Source organism: Priestia sp. 53B2, assembly GCF_056099005.1.
Genome location: NZ_JBLZXA010000038.1, coordinates 1 through 17,561 on the forward strand (window position 1 = coordinate 1; position 17,561 = coordinate 17,561).

Here is a 17,561-nt window from a genome sequence, read left to right on the forward strand (position 1 = left end):
GAAAAAGCGCAAAAAAACAACAGTATTATGTGGCAAGATGTCATTACATTTCATAATCCTTGGCTCCAAGAAAATGGTTTATATGACGCTCATACTCATACAGTAGATGAGAAAAAATTAATGGACATTACCCGTGAGTCCATGAAGGAAATGCTTAAAAGGGAAAAGTTAAATGAATCGGCTATTTGGTCAGCTGCTATACACTATAACACTGGGAACATTCATATTCATATTGCAACAGTAGAACCACAACCTACTCGTGAGCGAGGCAAAAGAAAGCCTAAAACATTGGATGTAATGAAGTCAACAGTCGTGAATCAAATTTTAAATCGAGGTGAGCAGCACCAGAAGATAAATGAGTTAATTCGAAATGATATGGTCGGGAAAAAGAAGCAGGATTCTTCATTAAGGTGGAAGAATCGTGACATTCAACCATTATTTCTCCAAATCTATAGTCATCTTCCAGAAGATAAAAGGCAATGGCAATATAGCTATCGAACATTAAAACCAATGAAGCCATTTATTGATGTGCTGAGTCAAAAATATATTGAAAAGTATCATCGCAATGAGTATCAACAATTACTTAAAAAATTAGATAAAGAAGTAGACGAATTAAAGAAATCGTATGGAGAAGGAAAAGGAGATGAGAAGCGTTACAAGGACTATAAGCAAACGAAAATTGATGATCTTTATAAACGAATGGGCAATGCCTTTTTAAAAGAAATGAAAGATTATGATAAGCAGCAGCAACAGATTAAAAGAATGGTAGAAAGCGGGAAACAATCAAAACGTCCTGAAAGTTTTAATCAACATGTCTCCATGCATTTTGCATTAAAAAAGATGGAGCGAGCGTTTAAATCAGAATATGACAGTTGGAAAAATCAAAAACATTATGAGCAATTGCAAAAAGATATTGAACATAATCGGGAAGCTGAAAGGGGTTATGAATGATGGAGAAAAATCGACGTACCATTTCATTAGATACGAAAACAGATGAATATATTCAAGCTTATATGGAAGAACATCACTTTCGTTTTCCTGGGGAAGCAATTATGGATATTTGCCAAAAGTACCAAGAAACCAAGGACAAGGAATGGTCATTACAATATATTTCGGAAGTGGTTAGCAACAACTTACATCAAGCACTAAAAGAGGAATTAACTAGGATACGTCTTGGAGCAAACAGTGCCGATAAAAACTCACAAATTTTAATTGAATATATGAACGGTCTTTTCTTTCATCACGGTTTTGATGGATTAATGACAACCGATTTACAAGAGTTAGATAGCACAAAAGTTGCAAAGGAAGCTGTTGAAAAGCGTATTGCAAATCAACGTCAAAAACGAATTGATTGGGAAGAGTCCAAAGGGAAACAACCATCTTAATGATGGTTTTATATAAATATAGATTTTAAAAATTAAAGGAGGAATCATTCATGTTTTTTAACAAAGATTTAGTGTTAGCTTCGATTAAAGCTGTAGGAGAGGATCATGCCATTGTGCAATATCAAGACAAGGAAGTAGAGGTGAATTTAAGTCCAGAAGAAGCGAAGGAGTTTCATCAATATGTGGTGCATCAAGAGAATATGTTGGTGCCCATGAATACTAAAACACAGAAGCTTTTTGTGGATTTAGAAGAACCTTGGTATGAACAAGAATTAGAAGAGCTTAAGGGGATCTCCTATCAAGAAGAGGAGGATGAAAATGAGTAAAACGTATGCGAAAAAATCCGTTGAGGATAAGCGTAAAGAGGTTGAAGAGTTAACGAAAGGTATGGAGAAAAAAGTGGAGCAGCATTTTCATTCTGCCGAAGAACTAAAAGACTATTTATCTTTTATGGGTAAGTTTTATCAATACTCCATGTCAAACACAGCTCTTATTCAGGAACAGTTTTTTGGTGCTCAAGCTGTTGGATCATTTAAGTTTTGGAAAGATAAAGGGTTCTCTGTTAATAAAGGGGAGAAAGGCATTAAGATTCTTGTGCCAAATAAAACGGTTCCTAAATTTAAAGATGAAAATGGGAAATTAAAGTCCATTAATAAAGCTACTCCTCAAGAAAAGAAGCTAATTCAAGAGGGAAAAAAAGAAGTCACTCAAGGCCGACTGTACTTTTCAGTCGGCCATGTTTTTGAAATTTCGCAAACGAATGCAAAAGCGAGTGATTTACCTAGGATTTTCCCGAATCGTTGGTTAGAAGGCAACGTGGAGGACTACAAAGTACTTTATAAAGGAATGGAAGCCATTGCCGAAAAGAATGGCATTTCTATTATTCAACCAAAAGAGGAGCTTGGAGCTGCAAAAGGGGTTAGTTACACTTTAACAAAAGAAGTTGCGCTAAATCCTCGTAATTCAGAAAAGCAAAATGTAAAAACGCTTTTGCATGAACTCACACATGCCAAACTTCATACAAAGGACACATATCTAAACTATACAGCTGCGGAAAAAGAATTTCAGGCAGAAATGACAGCTTACACAGTTTCATCTTATTTTGGGATCGACACCAGTTCTTATTCGTTGGATTACCTCTCAAATTGGACAAAAGGAAAGACCTTTGAGGATAAAACAAAACTTTTAAAAGAAGTACATGAAACATCAGTTGGCTTTATTGAAACAATAGAAGAAACGTTGGTAAAAGAACGAGAAAAAAATCAGTCACCAGAAAAGAGCGATGAAAAACAGAAGCAAGCAGATCCTCTTTCTTCTGAAAATGTACAAGAGAAAATGAAAGAAGGATATGAAGATTATAAACAAAAACAGCAACAGGAATCGGCACAAAATGTAGATAGCATTTTAGATCGTGTCACGGCTGAAGAAAAATACTATTCAACCAAAACACAAGCGATCAAAAATGGATGGATGACAAAGGAAGAAGTCGTGAAACTTGAGCATCAGATTGATTCAACCATGACTAAAAACGAGAAGGGAGTCATCAATGGTCAAGTTCAGGAACAATCTCTTACTTTTCAAGAACGTGTTGAAGTGGGTAATCACATGCAATTCCAAAAACGTACAGGCACCGTCAAAAAGCAAAAAGAAGAACAGGAACTCGAAAGGTAAGGGAGCGTAGAAAGCTCCCTTTTTTATTGCCCAAATACTACTTAAATGGAGGAATATATGATGAAAAAAATTACGTCTCTTTCAAATGACCAATTTAAAACGCTTATTTCTGATAAACGAGAGTTAAAGAAGTTTATGAAACACCCACAAAATGAAAAGATCGAGGCAGGTTGGGCAAATATCAGTGGTGAACAGCTGCAAGACATTCCTTCTGGTGCTGTTTACTTAACACAGTCAGCTTTAGGAGAGGAAAAACCGCAGGTTTTACTTGTTTCTACGGATGAAAAAGGACAAAAACAAGCCTATAAAAGTGAAGCAACACTTGATTTTTTGAAGGGTCATGATGTGAATCCTGTTTTAGAGAAAGATCGAGAAACACAGCTCAAAACAAGCTATATTACGTTTTTACAGGTGCATGACAAAGAGAAACCTCAAGATATTGATAGTATGTTAGCCCGTGTGAATGCAGAAAACGATTATGTCATGTTGAAATCCAGTGCTTTAAAGGAAAATACGTTTACTCATGACCAGTTAAAAGGCATGGAGAATGAACTTTCTCATCAGTTTCAAGCACGAAAACAAGCACAAGAGAAGGATCAATATCAAGAAGATTACAAACAAGAAGTACTAGAAGTTATGCAGCAGCCTAGTGAAGAAACACAGTATAAGCAGCTATTTAAACAAAGCTTGTTAACTCAATTAGGCATATCGGATGAAAAAGATTCTTCTAAAGAAGCGAAAAAGGAAGCTGAAGCAGAAAAAGCTCCTGTTGAAAAGCAAATCAAGCAAGAAACACCTCAAGAAAAAGAGCAGCGTTTGGTCAAAATGAAGGAGTTTGAACAAAAGCATTCCTTTGATAAGGTGTACAAATTGAAAAAAGAGGTGCTGCAGGAATTAAAAGAGCTGAATTTGACTGATTCTCAACGTGAGAAATTAACAAAGCTTGAAAAAGCGTTAGATATGGAGAAAAAAGATCATGACAAGCAGAAAAAAGAAGAGAAATCGCAAAATGGGTTTACCAAGTTTTTCGCACGGAATAGTGGAGCAAATTCTTCAAAAAAACGAAAAGAAACGCAAGAAATAGAACGCTAAAAATGGCGAAAGATTGGAAAAGAATGAGGGGGGCTGAAAAGCTCCCTTTTTTCATATGGTGAAGTGAGGGAGGGATTTAGATGGGAGAACGAAAACACGTCAAGGAGGAGGAGGTTATGAAAGCGCGAGATGTTGATTTGTTGTCGTATCTGGAAGCCAAAGGCGAAACCTTTGTAAAAGAAGGAAAGTATTATCGTCATACGGAACATGATAGCTTACTCATCAAAGGAAATATGTACGCTTGGAATAGCCGGAATGAAACAGGATACGGGGCAATCAGTTTCGCTCAAATGTATTATGGGATGTCGTTCCCACAAGCTGTATTAGATATTAATAAAGGAGATTATAAAGAGCTTTCTCATTCTCACGAACAGCAGCCTATTTCCAAATCAAACGAGCCTTTTCGCTATCCAAAAGAGTTAGAAGTGAAGGATCAAAGCAAAGTAAAAGATTATCTCATAAAAGAGCGTAAAATAGATCCTCGACTAGTTGACTGGCTCCTTCAAAAAGATTTAATCGCCCAGGATAAACGGAACAATGTGGTGTTTAAATGGCGTGAACATGGAGGAAAAGGAAAAGTGATTGGGGCGGATCGTCAAGGAACAGCTTCGATAAAGAATAAGCGAGGTTCTTTTAAACAAGTCTTACCTAACGATAACCCCCATACCGGATTTTCAATTGACGTTGGTCGCCCAAACAAGATTCATTTCTTTGAAAGTCCAATTGATTTACTTTCTTATTGGAGTATACAAGAAAACCAATTGCAGAATACACGCCTTATTAGTATGAATGGTTTAAAGCCTAAAACCGTTGCTCAATCTTATATCGAAGCTCGTAGAGAAGGATTAAGCATTCAAGAAATGGTGTTAGCTGTCGATAATGACCAAGGAGGAAAAGAATTTATTGACAAAATGAACCAAATCGTTAATGCTGATTTAGTAAAAGCAAATATTCCAAAGGGAGCAAAAGATTGGAACGAGCAATTAAAGAAGAATGGAAAAACCATTCAACCTGTGGCATCACGTCTCCGGAATAAACAAACAGAACAGGAGCTTTCAATGAATGGATAAAGTGTTTCAAAGTGTATTTTATCTTTTTCTTATTATGATTTTATTTAAACTTTCTACATTTGCTTACCGTGTTCTTCGTGAACGGAAGTATATGAAAGAGTTAGCCCAATCAGGTATGCCTTATATTGATAAGATGGATGGGTATCAATTTGAGGTATATTTGCGAGCCCTTTTTCAACAACTAGGATACAAACCACAGATAACGCCAAAATCAGGTGATTTTGGGGCTGATCTAGTGATGAAAGGTAAAGAAAAGGTTGTGATTCAAGCCAAGCGATATAGCGCTAAAAATAGGGTCAGCCTTTCAGCAGTACAAGAAGTATACGCAGCAAAAGCATATTATAAGGCTAATCAAGCTTGGGTCGTGACCAATAGCTATTTCACGAAACAAGCAAAAGAGCTTGCAGCTGCATGTGATGTGACCTTAGTGGATCGTGCGGATCTTCAAAAGTTTATTAATGAAGTCAATCCCGTTTTTAAGGCACGAGAAATCTTTGAAAATATCACACCAGAACCTCGTAAGTGTTCGAAATGTGGGCAGGATCTAGTCGTACGAGATGGGAATGGTACTCGTTTTTTTGGCTGTTCCTCTTTCCCTTCTTGTCGTCATACAGAGAAAATTAATAAGGAAGTAAGTAAGAGCAGACCTTCATTATAGTAAGGTCTGTTTTTTCTTGCTCTAAAAAGGAGCCGATGTTATGAGTTCATACACTAGTCTTAACTGATTAGTGAAAGGGTATTTTTTATGTATAACTCATTAGAGTCATCACATAATAACAGTGTAATGGTATTGTTCTCTCTTCAAAGAGATTCAATCACACTTACCCTACTTCAATCTTCCTTCTAACTGATTGAGTGGGGTTCTTTTTTATGTATATTTTTAAGATGCTGAAATCTGCATCGAATGAGTACTTATACGCAAAATAAAAGTTAATTTCCTCAGAGAGCGTTTCTCTGCATGTTAAAACCGTCGATTAACTAGGTTTTTATTTATAAATGATTGTGACGAAAAAGCACCTTTCTAATTCATCTAATTGGAAGGTGCTTTTTTCGTTTCCTATAAAAATATAAAAAAGAGGAGAGTTTCTATGAAGAACATTTTTATTAAATCAATGACCGTTCTTACATTACTAATGGTCGCATTATGTGGGGGAAATCAAGGGAAAACAGAAGCAGCAAGTAAAGCTGCGAATCAAGATTTGATTATTATTAACAAATACTACAACAAGCTTGCTTATTTTCATAATGGCTATATTGAAATTGTTGATCCAGTAGCAACGGGAAAAACGTGGGATAAAACACCTGTTGGATTTTTTAAAGTGGTAAACAAAATTAAAAATCGCCCTTACTATACAGGACATATTCCTGGGGGCGATCCTCGCAACCCATTAGGAAACCGTTGGTTAGGATTAAATGCTAATGGTACGTATGGCGATACATACGGCATTCACGGCAATAACAATGAAAGCAGCATTGGAAAGTATGTGAGCCAAGGTTGTGTGAGAATGCATAATGCAGACATCGAAAAGCTTTATGATAAAGTTCAAGTCGGCACACCTGTTGCGATTACGTATTCCTATAAGAGCTTTGTTGATTTAACAAAAGTATATGGGTATCAGTTCAAAGGATACAAGTTAAAAAATAACTAATAATTAGGCAGCATTTCGTGTTTATCACGGAATGCTGTTTTTTCTTTGTCTTCTTTCCATATAGCCCTTATCATAGAAATAGATGAAAAATATGGTGAAGGAGGATATGGTTATGCGAGCAAAAATCGAAAAGGCTAAACATGTGGTAATGTTTAGAGCTACAGGAGAGTTTTATGCGCATGAGGTCAATCAAGATAAAATAAGAATGGGTTTTTTTGTCTGTCCTTCATGTGAAGTCACAGTACATTATAAACACGATCATTTCTTTTCCCGTGAACATAAACGAGATTGTATCTATGTGAAAGAACAATTTAAGAAAAAAGCCTACTAGGTAAATGAATATTCAATGATTTTATATGAGACTACGGAGAAAAGGAGGAAAGGATATGAAAAATCATGTTTACCAAAATGGACGCTTAATTCAAACGAATAAAAAGTTTTCAGCATTAAAGCAAAAGCAGAAAGAATGGATAACGAACGAATTAAGACAACGTTATATTAGTGCAATCAACTACCCTCATGTCAAATTAAACCCCCGGAAACGAGATCGAGTTTTAGACGAAGTTTATGATCTGATTGTAGCAAAGGACACATGGATACCATTTCATGAAGTGAAAAAACATTACTTTAGAAAAATCCCTTCTTTTATAAGTAGTCATCGAAAAATGATGGAAAAGCAAGAAGATGAGGAAACTGAGTAATTATTTTAAAGGGGAGTATCTAATGAATGTAGAAATAGGGTTTCTTCGGAAAAGTTATATAAGTAAAGTTCCAGCAGACGGTGATTTTTTTCCATTTGGAATAGATGGAGAAGGATCTTATATCATAGAGTACTACGAAAGCCAAGAGTTAGATCAAGAGTTAGATATAGAAGTCTTTTTTAACAATTGGATGGCACAGTTAAACAAATTTCCCATATACACAATTTTTTCATATGGAAAAGTCGATGAAGAAGAAATAGATCATACATTTTCATCTGCTAATATTGAGTATGTAAAACTTAAAATAAAAAGGGAACGCTTTATTAAATCTAAAGTACAAGACAATAAGCAATTTGAAATTGTTATGTCTTACTTATATAGACAAGGAAGTATCAATGATTTTGCTGGTTGGTCTCTTTCTGAAGACTTATTTAGCTTTGACAAACGAGATATGAAAACCTTATTTGGGAGAAGAAAAGTTCATATGCCCGTTGTTACACTTCAAAAAGACTCTACAATGTTTTGGATTTGTCATGATGGAAGCTCTGTTATTTCCATTTCCAATGACACCCTATTTTCTACATTTGATTCAATTATTAGCTCCTTTCCAACAGGTGTTAAAGGAATTAAATCTGAATATGAAGAGTAATTTCAAATTGTATATCGCATTCACTACTAGTTAACATAGTTCAGGTTCTCGGAAATAAAAAGCCTTTGTAATTTACAAAGGCTTTTTATTATAGATGATTCAAAAAGGTACACCTTTTTAGACTGTGTAGAATCAAATGACAGAACGTCTATTTATTCAATGAAATAAACCTTTATGTACGTATGAAAAGTAATTTATCTTTATAGACGATATATCATATTCAATTTTAGTTAACATAAACAACGTTAGAGGAAGTTGGTACTGTTTCATGACAAAAAAAGTTGTTTACTAGAACAGGCTACTTTCTTCAATAATCGGGCCAGATTGTTTAGGAACATTTTTTAACTTTAAGGTGTCACGACAAGGTGACATCCTCATTATTTATACAGTTTTCATCATGTTATTTAAAATATCATAAACCACTGGGAAAGTAATGAATCCATCATCTCCTCGAAAATGACCACCCTTTTCAACAGGATAAAATGATGTATCCAATTCTTTTGATAAATTTTGACTTAATTGAAAAGGAACAATATAGTCATCTTTTGCAGCAATAACAGCACGTGAATTCGTTGCAGAAATTATTTTTTTAAAATCCACCTTGTTAAGTGTAAAAGGATTTAGTGATGAGGGTAAGGATGATAATGGTTCAGAAAAGCCCGCAACAAGAATAAAGCCTCCAAAGTTTGGTAACGGGTCTAATCGTTCTAGATAGTTCAATATTGTGATACATCCTAAGCTATGTGTTACAAAATAAGTGTTATTATCTAAATTCTTTATTTTATTAGCTAATGTTTCCAACCATTCTTCCTTCTTAGGGTCAGATGAATTTGGCATGTGAAGAATCGAAACTTGATTATCATCTGCTATTAATTTTTCTTTTAACCATGGGAACCAATTTTTGTCTGGTGAAGATCCGTACCCATGGATAATATATACTTGTTTTCCCATTGCTACTAACTCCTTTAAATTTAACCTTTATATCATGCTTGTTCTCAAACTCTACCTGTTTTTTATTTGATATATCGCATCATAAATCCCATTAGCATTAATTAATAAGTCTCAATGGTTTTTATTCGTATCAAAAGTAAAGGTATACTGTTTCGTTAATCCAGTCTCTCCACTTTTCTTAATAATAGATTTAGGTCACTCAATATTCCTCACTATATTAATCGGAATAATAAGGAATGTCAATGGAAACGCGGTTGATATTTTTCTTTTTTTTCCCACTTTATCATGTGATGAGAAGAAAAAGTGCATTGTATATTCTATACACGTCCAGTTAACATAACCATGGTTATGTAAAATTTCATATTAACTAAATCACTTCGACAATATATGTAATGATTAACGTACTTTAGTTAAAATAGCGTTACTGCTTACTTATTTTGTAGAAAATAGTAGAATGAATCCTAAGGTTGATGAATTTTTAAGTAAAGCTAAAAACTGGAAGGAAGAATATGAGACGTTGAGAAACATTGTTCTTGACTGTGAGTTGACCGAAGAATTTAAGTGGATGAATCCTTGTTATACGTTTGGGAAAAAAAACATCGTTTTAGTACATGGGTTTAAAGAATATTGTGCGCTTCTGTTTCCTAAAGGTACTTTGTTAAAGGATTCTCATGGGGCTCTAGTCCAACAAACGGAGAATATACAAGGGGTGCGTCAGATTCGGTTCACCAATGTGCAAGAAATAGTTGAAATGGAAGCCATCTTGAAAGCTTATATTCATGAAGCCATTGAAGTGGAAAAAGCCGGTTTGAAAGTGAAAGTTAAAAAGCCTGAAGGATTGATTATTCCTGAAGAACTTCAACATAAATTTGATGAAATCCCTGTTTTGAAAACGGCTTTTGAATCATTGACTCTAGACGGCAAAGAGCATAAATTCTTTATTTTTCTACAGATAAACAATTTAAGACTCGAGAATCAAGGATTGAAAAATGCATGCAGAACATTCTCAATGGAAAAGGGTTAAATGATTAATGTTATTTAAAACATAGCCAATATAAGAAGCCACTTGTATAAAACAAGTGGCTCTTTGCTACGTTGAATACATTAGATCGTTCACGTATCATTCCTACTACTATTATAGCATAACTTATCTATATCAAAGAAGATTATAATTGTCTTAAGACTGGTACAATTATATAATTGTGTGAAAAAGGGTGCGTATTATGCCGATTAATTCTTTTGAAAACTATCAAATGAGCTGGAAACCTTCTATTGATAAAACTAAAAAGCCAATTTATAAGGTACTCGCAGAGCAATTGGAACGAGATATTTTAAACGGAGTTTTATTACCTGGAACAAAACTCCCCCCGCAGAGAGAACTAGCTGATTATTTGGATTTAAATTTGAGTACGATTTCAAAAGCATTTAAAGTGTGTGAGTTAAAGGGCTTGTTAAGTGCAACTATTGGGAGTGGCACATTTGTATCATATGACGCGTTGTCGAATGCGTATTTACTTGAAGATATAAAGCCAAGTCATTTAATTGAAATGGGTGCAACACTACCTGATAATACTTCATATGAGCCACTACTACTGCAACTAAAGAATATGCTACAAGAGACAGATTATGAAAAATGGTTTGGTTATGGGCGTCCAGGCGAAAGCCTTTGGCAAAAAGATGCTGCTGTAAAGCTAATCCAAAGAGGCGGATTTCAAACAACCGTTGACCATATTCTATTTGCTAATGGAGGACAAAATGCAATAGCTGCAACCTTGGCTAGTCTTTGCCAGCCTGGAGATCGCATTGGTGTTGATCACCATACATACCCAGGTTTAAAAACGGTTGCAACAATGCTTAGTATACAATTAGTACCAATAAAATCAGAGAATAATGAAATGAGTCCAACTGCCTTTGAATATGCTTGTAAAAATGACAATATTAAAGGCATTTACTTGATTCCAGATTATCATAATCCGACAGCTTCCTGTTTGTCTATGGAGAATCGAAAAATGATTGCAGTGCTTGCCAAAAAGTATAATCAGTTCATTATTGAAGATGCGACATATCATCTCCACAAAGAACAACCACTTCCAGCAGTGGCCTCATATGCACCAGAACAGGTTATCCATATTGCAAGTTTATCGAAATCAATAGCCCCAGGGTTACGGTTAGCCTATGTAGCAGCGCCGAGTCGATACAAGGAGCCAATATCAAAGGCACTTTATAATTTAAATATATCAGTTTCTCCATTATTAGCAGAATTGACTGCACGCACTATTGTATCGAATCAGTTTGAAATCTTAATCGAGAGGCATCGGGAGCAAGCAATTCGCAGAAATCAGGTTGTAAATCAATATTTTGCAGACTATACATGTTTAGGTGCTGACACAGGAATCTTTCGTTGGTTGTTACTACCAGGCAAGATTACCGGTGCTGAATTTGAAACATTAGCTGCGCAGCAGGGTGTACAAGTATATGCAGCAGAACGTTTTGTAGTGGGAAATAGTTGTCCAGAGAGAGCTGTAAGAATTGCTGTTTGTGCACCAGAAACACTTGAAGAGCTTGAACAAGGATTGATTATCCTTAGACGTTTGCTAAACGATTTCTCCTAATATTTTTAGCCATGCAATTATAATGTTGTATGGCTTTTTTACGTTTTATGATGACTCAATGTGTAAAATTGTGGATAATAAGTTTTTTCTGAAAAATACTTATTTTATTTGAATATAAAAATATCTAATCGGTTAATTAGACTTAATACAGAAGATAGGATAAGATAGTATACAATTTTGACGAATTTATTGACAGAAAAAATACAAATGCAATGAGTACAGATGATTTCCAAGGCTATATATTCGGCGCCAATGATTTGATGACTTTTCCTTATAAACATGTGAAGCTTGTCAGAATGTGAATTGCATGAAGAAATACGGAAACAGAGAGTCAGTACAAGGTTCGGAAAACTGCTAGGGAAGAGGAGTATGGTGAACAAAATTGAAGGTTGGTAAACGTTAGCCCGAAATCATGCAAAGGTTCACTTGGATTTTGGCAAGAGAAAAAGCAGATTCATAAGGCTACTTTTCTGCGTCCCACATCCTGTTCGGAGTAAAGAACCCACCTAACCTCTCTGTGTCTATAGGATGCGAAACTTGGTAAGCCCTATGTCTTCTGTGAGAACAGTAGGGAAATCGTATGGTCAAATGATGTGTTAGGAGGTAACGGATACGAGATAAGACAAATGCCATCATCTTGAAAGAGAACAGGAAAGCAGGAAACTGTATAACTGTACGGGTACTGTGGTACCTACGGACAATCCCATGACGGGTCCGAAAGGGAGCCCGCTTCTTGTTGGTCTCTCGCAGGAACATAAAGTTGTGACTATCCTCTGACGAAAAAATAAACCGTTATGTATACCTCCAATAGGAGCATCAGCTTACGATTTACTCACCTTAATGATATGTGAAGAAGGTACGTCATTGAATGAAATGGCAATAAGAGGCTTGAGCAGGATAAATTGAAAGGTTCCATTCCGGTTCTTAGGGGGTTGTGCTACAAGAAAACAGCTTTTCCCATAATGCTAGTGTCGTATATGCGATTGACTTTACTTATTATTCCGATTAATATAATAAGAAATATTAAACTCCTTAAATCTCTTATCAAGAGAGGTGGAGGGATTGATCCAATGAAATATCAGCAACTACAGTTTTATTCTATACGGTGTTAATTCCAGAAGAGCTTAGCACTGTAAAATAAGCAAGGGAAGCTTTTACGAACTATGGGTGGATGATTATTTAGACTTATATATTTATGCCCGAAGCATTGGTGATATATGATGCAACAAGAGATTATTAAAAAAACAAAAAATTCCCATAATAAAATTAAAAAGAAAACACCATCCTTCGCACTTAATAACCTTTTGAAAGAATGCAAACATATTAATGAGCAAATTCCTATAGTTTACCACCAATTGCGAGATTGATCTCCTAAGATCTATTTACAAGAGAAAGCTTTGTAAAACAATAGCGTATTTCATTAGATCGCCAGATTCATTTAGCAAGAAATCAATCTCTAGAGATTATGTAGTATACAATTGAGATAGCGCCATCATTTCGTGGAGTTTGTACGCTAAGGCTGAACCCCTTAATACATAAGGAATCCGGAGTATAAGTATTAAAAAATTACTTTTATGGTACTTGTATTATTAATCTTCCAACATCTCAAGAAACTTGTGAAAGGGAACATAGTTTTTTTGCTGGCAAGGTTCGTTGAGGTGTTAACATTATCTGTTTGGCACAAGAAAAAAATGAAATGCACAAAGTAATCAGGGGGAAAATGAAATGAGTGAAAGAATACACGTACAGTCTTACGAGAAAGAAGACTTGAAAAGAGGTCTGTCAAATCGTCACATTCAAATGATAGCTATAGGAGGGTCAATTGGTACTGGGCTTTTCTATGGTTCTTCCTGGGCCATTAGCGCAGGAGGACCTGCAATTCTGCTAATGTATTTAATAGTTGGGATAGCCATTTACTTTATTATGAGGGCTTTAGGAGAAATGGCTGTTGAAGAACCTGTATCAGGAACATATGTTTCTTATGCAAATCGTTACATTCATCGCTTTGCGGGGTTTCTATCTGGCTGGAACGCATTTATCTTTTTAATTGCTACAAGTGCAGCTGATTTTAATGCATTTGGAAGATATGTACAGTTTTGGTATCCTGGTATACCCATATGGGTTAGCTCTTTAGCAGTGGTATTAATCTTGTTCACCGTTAATATTATTGGCGTATCAATCTATGGAGAAGCTGAATTCTGGTTTTCTTTGATTAAGGTCACAGCAATTGTTCTTATGATAATATTTGGAGCTTTAATGATACTTTTCGGAGTCGGAAATCATGGTAACCCTATCGGGTTAGGTAATATTGTGAATCAAGGAGGCTTTTTCCCAACGGGAATGAGTGGGTTTGTATTATCGATTGTTATGGTGGCTTTTGCATTTGGTGGAGTTGAAAACCTTGGATTTGCAGCCGGAGAAGCAAAAAATGTAAAGACTACTGTTCCTAAAGCTGTTAACTCTGTATTCTGGAGAATTATGATTTTCTATGTTGGAGCCATATTTATTTTGGTAACACTTTTTCCATGGAATACTGTTGGTTCAGAAGGGAGCCCTTTCGTTGAGGTGTTTACTAAAATGAACATTCCAGCTGCGGCATCAATTATGAATATTGTAGTTATTTCGGCAGTATTATCTGCAGTAAACTCTAGTGTATTTGCTAATTCCCGTACATTCTACAACTTATCTTTACAGAAGAATGCTCCAGCCATCCTTAGTAAGGTTAACCGTAAAAATATACCGTTTGCGGGAGTAATGCTAGTTTTTGCATCAATGCTTTTTGGTGTTTTAATGAATTACTTTATTCCTGAAAAAGTTTTTTCATTATTTGCTTCAGTTACTGTTTTTGGTTTAATTTGTAACTGGTCTGCGATTCTAATAAGTCATTTAAAATTCAGGAAGATTAAAATTAAAAATAATGAAGTGGACAAACTTATTTACAAGATGCCTTTTTATCCGTATAGTAATTATTTCAGTCTGTTCTTTATGGCTACGGTAATAGTATGTATGGGCTTCCTGCCGGATATGAGAATTTCTTTGATAGTGTCGGCTGTATGGGTCGCAATAGTTTTTGTAGCATATAAATTCTATACAAAAAAGGATAAAAAAGAGGATATATTAAATAAAGAAAATTATAGTGCATAATTATTACTTTAGAAGGTCACTTCATTGGATTTAACAAGAATAATTGACAGCTCATAACGGAACATCATCGAAGCTATTTGGTATATTGTCAGGAAAATACCCTAATTAAACACAATAAGAGCATGTTTTGATCTATCTTTTTCAAAGCATGCTCTTTATATTTATTGGTTTATTAAAGCCAATGCTTTACTTAGATTAAGCTTTATTCTAAAGCTACATCATTAAATTCATTTTGGGATCGTATAAAAAGGTATTTTAAATTATCTAGTGATAATACTAGCCTACAATCCTACCTAACATTGTTATTCATGCAATTATAATATTGTATGTTTTTTTTCGTGTGCTATGATTCGTGTTAGATTTATCCAAATAAATGAAAGAGGGGTTGATAGCATGATTATAAAAGCCTATTTAGAAATTAAAATGAGTATTAAGGAAGCAACCAAAAAAATTGTTTGCCATACAATTATAACATTGTATGTGTTTTTAGTGCGTGTTAAGATGTTAAAATCTAGTTGGAGGATTATAAATAATATATGTAAAGGATGAAAGAGTTGGAAATTGATTTCTATAAAGAACTTGAAAATTGTTATGAAGAAATTGTTTCGTGGAGACGATATCTGCATCAAAATCCCGAACTATCTTTCGAAGAGTCCGAAACTTCTAAATTTATTGCTGGAAAGTTAAGAAGCTTTGGAATTGATGTACGGGAACGAGTTGGAGGAAATGGTGTTATGGGGGTTATTGAAGGTAACACCTCAGGGAAGACGATTGCGTTTCGAGCAGATTTTGATGCATTACCGATTCATGATGAAAAAAGTGTGCCCTATAAGTCAACAATTGATGGAGTTATGCACGCTTGTGGTCATGATGGTCACACATCGAGCTTACTAGGAGTGGCAAAGGTATTGAGCAAGCATCGTGATCAATTAAATGGAAAAGTTATGTTTCTATTTCAGCATGCTGAAGAGAAACCCCCAGGCGGAGCGAAGTTTATGATTGAAGACGGTGGTATAGATGGTGTGGATGTTATATTTGGGGGACATTTAGCAACGGATATTCCAGTTGGAAAAATTGCGACAAGACAAGGTCCAGTGATGGCGTCTGTTGATGCATTTAAAATTAAGCTTCAAGGAAGGGGAGGACATGGAGCCCAACCTCATGAAACCATTGATGCTGTTACAATTGGTAGTAATCTAGTGAGCCATTTACAGCAAATAGTCAGCCGTCGGATTAACCCAGTGGAACCAGCTGTTGTAACAATAGGTAGTTTTCATGCAGGTAATGCATTTAATATTATTGCAGATTCTGCACAGATTGAAGGTACTGTTCGTACGATAAACGCGGAAGTTCGTATGCAAATAGAGTCTGAAATTCGTGCCATTCTCGAGGGGGTCAGAAAAGCCGACCACATTGACTACAGATTAGATTATACACATGGTTATCCAGTTTTAGTAAATCACAAAGAGGAAGCTGCGCTTGTTGAAAAAATCATAAAAGAAAACATCTCGCCTGATTCGTTCGTAGAAAAGCAAATAGCACTTGTAGCTGAAGATTTTGCTTATTACTTAGAACATAGGCCAGGCGCCTACTTTTATGTTGGGGCGAGAAATGATCAGCCACAAACACAGTTTTCTCATCATCATCCACGATTTGATTTTGATGAAAAAGCATTGTTAGGGTTAGGGAATGTGTTTTTACAATTGGCAAAGCATTATTTAATTTCAAGATAGATCTTAATAATGGAAAGGGGAATGATTATGGGATTTCGATTTGATCATGTTGTACATTTAGTAAATAGTCCAGTGATGGCAATCGAAGAACTCCAAAAACTAGGCCTATATGCAGTTGAAGGAGGGAGACACGAAGATTACGGTACGTATAACTCCCTTAGCTATTTTGATTTGAGTTACGTAGAATTAATTGGTGTGTTCAATCAACAGTTAGTGGAATCAGTGGATGGAATAGAATACAGCTTTAGAGAGACATTCAAAAATGACAATTATGTAGAAGGTATGGCCAGAATAGCTCTTCGTTCGAAGAATTTAGAAGCTGATGCGAAGCGTTTCCGAAGTCTTGGTTTGGAAGTATATGGTCCTTCACGACTAAGCAGGAAAAGACCGGACGGTAGCCTTATCAGCTGGAAATTACTATACGTGGGAAAGCCTGGTGAACAGCTCGAGTTACCATTCTTTATTCAGTGGGATGAAGGGGATGAAAAGCGTAAACAAGACTTAATCAATCGGTCTGTTATAGCTGAGCATCCGAAAGGAGATATTTCATTATCATCAGTTGCATTTGCAGTCCACAATGTCGAGAACATAATTGAGAAGTGGTCGAACTATTTAGAATTAGAGGCTGAAGAGCCATTTGTGGATAAATCTTTGAACGCCAACGGTCAAAGATTAAAATTAGACGGTGGAGATATAGTGTTTTACAGTCCAATCGGGAAAGGGGTCGTCTCAGAAACTTTATATAACCGAGGGGAAAAGCCATTTTTGGTAGAGTTTTCTGGTTCAGATCAAGAAGAAGAATTTCAAGTGCTAGGCGCTACATATCGTTTTTCTAAATAGAACAAATAAAGGGACGACGCAGAACAACCATTAAAAAAGAACGAAACTTAGAGGTAAGAATTAT

The 17,561-nt window shown here is 35.5% G+C and carries 15 protein-coding genes, 2 pseudogenes and 1 riboswitch; of the genes and pseudogenes, 16 read left to right on the plus strand and 1 reads right to left on the minus strand.

Annotation, left to right across the window (positions count from 1 at the left end):
* From mobP2 to ACN6NE_RS29175, 11 genes and pseudogenes are all read left to right on the plus strand, one after another.
* Nucleotides 1-951 (plus strand): MobP2 family relaxase (mobP2, locus tag ACN6NE_RS29125; RefSeq protein WP_474328872.1); only part of this gene is annotated, 951 nt, incomplete at its 5' end.
* On the plus strand, nucleotides 951-1,385 hold the full coding sequence (locus ACN6NE_RS29130) for a hypothetical protein (protein ID WP_474329142.1): 435 nt from the start codon (nucleotides 951-953) through the stop codon (nucleotides 1,383-1,385). The genes mobP2 and ACN6NE_RS29130, both read left to right, overlap by 1 nt.
* A gap of 50 nt (nucleotides 1,386-1,435) precedes the next feature.
* Nucleotides 1,436-1,711: a hypothetical protein gene (locus ACN6NE_RS29135; RefSeq protein WP_474328874.1), complete on the plus strand. Its 276-nt coding sequence runs from the start codon at nucleotides 1,436-1,438 to the stop codon at nucleotides 1,709-1,711.
* A pseudogene (locus ACN6NE_RS29140) lies at nucleotides 1,704-2,705 on the plus strand (ArdC-like ssDNA-binding domain-containing protein); the annotation flags it as partial. The gene ACN6NE_RS29135 and the pseudogene ACN6NE_RS29140, both read left to right, overlap by 8 nt.
* Nucleotides 2,706-3,113: 408 nt before the next feature.
* A complete protein-coding gene (locus ACN6NE_RS29145) occupies nucleotides 3,114-4,148 on the plus strand; it encodes a guided entry of tail-anchored proteins factor 1 (protein WP_474328876.1) in 1,035 nt (344 codons plus the stop codon).
* 80 nt (nucleotides 4,149-4,228) lie between these two features.
* Nucleotides 4,229-5,218, plus strand: a complete 990-nt coding sequence (locus ACN6NE_RS29150) for a toprim domain-containing protein (protein WP_474328878.1) — start codon at nucleotides 4,229-4,231, stop codon at nucleotides 5,216-5,218.
* Nucleotides 5,211-5,876, plus strand: coding sequence for a restriction endonuclease (locus ACN6NE_RS29155; RefSeq protein WP_474328880.1), 666 nt, complete (start codon nucleotides 5,211-5,213; stop codon nucleotides 5,874-5,876). Before ACN6NE_RS29150 ends, ACN6NE_RS29155 begins: the two co-directional genes overlap by 8 nt.
* Before the next feature lie 430 nt (nucleotides 5,877-6,306).
* Entirely contained in the window at nucleotides 6,307-6,867 is a 561-nt protein-coding gene (locus tag ACN6NE_RS29160) for a L,D-transpeptidase (RefSeq protein ID WP_474328882.1), read from the plus strand.
* A gap of 112 nt (nucleotides 6,868-6,979) precedes the next feature.
* Entirely contained in the window at nucleotides 6,980-7,198 is a 219-nt protein-coding gene (locus ACN6NE_RS29165; protein WP_071277214.1) for a hypothetical protein, read from the plus strand.
* Nucleotides 7,199-7,253: 55 nt separating this feature from the next.
* Nucleotides 7,254-7,568, plus strand: a complete 315-nt coding sequence (locus ACN6NE_RS29170; RefSeq protein WP_474328885.1) for a hypothetical protein — start codon at nucleotides 7,254-7,256, stop codon at nucleotides 7,566-7,568.
* 22 nt (nucleotides 7,569-7,590) lie between these two features.
* Nucleotides 7,591-8,217: a hypothetical protein gene (locus tag ACN6NE_RS29175; RefSeq protein WP_474328887.1), complete on the plus strand. Its 627-nt coding sequence runs from the start codon at nucleotides 7,591-7,593 to the stop codon at nucleotides 8,215-8,217.
* A 381-nt stretch (nucleotides 8,218-8,598) separates the two neighbouring features.
* Here the strand turns inward: ACN6NE_RS29175 and ACN6NE_RS29180 are convergent, their stop codons facing one another.
* A complete protein-coding gene (locus ACN6NE_RS29180; RefSeq protein WP_474328889.1) occupies nucleotides 8,599-9,168 on the minus strand; it encodes an RBBP9/YdeN family alpha/beta hydrolase in 570 nt (189 codons plus the stop codon).
* Between the two features lie 454 nt (nucleotides 9,169-9,622).
* Between ACN6NE_RS29180 and ACN6NE_RS29185 the strand changes: the two are divergent.
* The 5 genes and pseudogenes from ACN6NE_RS29185 (at nucleotide 9,623) to ACN6NE_RS29205 (ending at nucleotide 17,497) form a co-directional block, all read left to right on the plus strand.
* A pseudogene (locus tag ACN6NE_RS29185) lies at nucleotides 9,623-10,200 on the plus strand (YdeI/OmpD-associated family protein).
* A 191-nt stretch (nucleotides 10,201-10,391) separates the two neighbouring features.
* A complete protein-coding gene (locus ACN6NE_RS29190; protein WP_474328891.1) occupies nucleotides 10,392-11,780 on the plus strand; it encodes an aminotransferase-like domain-containing protein in 1,389 nt (462 codons plus the stop codon).
* Nucleotides 11,781-12,818: 1,038 nt separating this feature from the next.
* A riboswitch (SAM riboswitch) is annotated at nucleotides 12,819-12,924 on the plus strand.
* A gap of 581 nt (nucleotides 12,925-13,505) precedes the next feature.
* Nucleotides 13,506-14,924 carry an amino acid permease gene (locus ACN6NE_RS29195; RefSeq protein WP_474328893.1) on the plus strand — a complete coding sequence of 473 codons (1,419 nt, stop codon included), beginning with the start codon at nucleotides 13,506-13,508 and terminating at the stop codon, nucleotides 14,922-14,924.
* Nucleotides 14,925-15,469: 545 nt separating this feature from the next.
* On the plus strand, nucleotides 15,470-16,657 hold the full coding sequence (locus ACN6NE_RS29200) for a M20 metallopeptidase family protein (RefSeq protein WP_474328895.1): 1,188 nt from the start codon (nucleotides 15,470-15,472) through the stop codon (nucleotides 16,655-16,657).
* Between the two features lie 27 nt (nucleotides 16,658-16,684).
* Entirely contained in the window at nucleotides 16,685-17,497 is an 813-nt protein-coding gene (locus tag ACN6NE_RS29205; protein ID WP_474328897.1) for a VOC family protein, read from the plus strand.
* Nucleotides 17,498-17,561: the final 64 nt, after the last annotated feature.

What these genes read in the sequence shown, in the direction of transcription:
- ACN6NE_RS29130 (WP_474329142.1), top strand. Translation starts at nt 951, where the DNA reads ATGGAGAAAAATCGACGTACCATTTCATTAGATACGAAAACAGATGAA.
- ACN6NE_RS29135 (WP_474328874.1), top strand. Translation starts at nt 1,436, where the DNA reads ATGTTTTTTAACAAAGATTTAGTGTTAGCTTCGATTAAAGCTGTAGGA.
- ACN6NE_RS29145 (WP_474328876.1), top strand. Translation starts at nt 3,114, where the DNA reads ATGATGAAAAAAATTACGTCTCTTTCAAATGACCAATTTAAAACGCTT.
- ACN6NE_RS29150 (WP_474328878.1), top strand. Translation starts at nt 4,229, where the DNA reads ATGGGAGAACGAAAACACGTCAAGGAGGAGGAGGTTATGAAAGCGCGA.
- ACN6NE_RS29155 (WP_474328880.1), top strand. Translation starts at nt 5,211, where the DNA reads ATGGATAAAGTGTTTCAAAGTGTATTTTATCTTTTTCTTATTATGATT.
- ACN6NE_RS29160 (WP_474328882.1), top strand. Translation starts at nt 6,307, where the DNA reads ATGAAGAACATTTTTATTAAATCAATGACCGTTCTTACATTACTAATG.
- ACN6NE_RS29165 (WP_071277214.1), top strand. Translation starts at nt 6,980, where the DNA reads ATGCGAGCAAAAATCGAAAAGGCTAAACATGTGGTAATGTTTAGAGCT.
- ACN6NE_RS29170 (WP_474328885.1), top strand. Translation starts at nt 7,254, where the DNA reads ATGAAAAATCATGTTTACCAAAATGGACGCTTAATTCAAACGAATAAA.
- ACN6NE_RS29175 (WP_474328887.1), top strand. Translation starts at nt 7,591, where the DNA reads ATGAATGTAGAAATAGGGTTTCTTCGGAAAAGTTATATAAGTAAAGTT.
- ACN6NE_RS29180 (WP_474328889.1), bottom strand. Translation starts at nt 9,168, where the DNA reads ATGGGAAAACAAGTATATATTATCCATGGGTACGGATCTTCACCAGAC.
- ACN6NE_RS29190 (WP_474328891.1), top strand. Translation starts at nt 10,392, where the DNA reads ATGCCGATTAATTCTTTTGAAAACTATCAAATGAGCTGGAAACCTTCT.
- ACN6NE_RS29195 (WP_474328893.1), top strand. Translation starts at nt 13,506, where the DNA reads ATGAGTGAAAGAATACACGTACAGTCTTACGAGAAAGAAGACTTGAAA.
- ACN6NE_RS29200 (WP_474328895.1), top strand. Translation starts at nt 15,470, where the DNA reads ATGAAAGAGTTGGAAATTGATTTCTATAAAGAACTTGAAAATTGTTAT.
- ACN6NE_RS29205 (WP_474328897.1), top strand. Translation starts at nt 16,685, where the DNA reads ATGGGATTTCGATTTGATCATGTTGTACATTTAGTAAATAGTCCAGTG.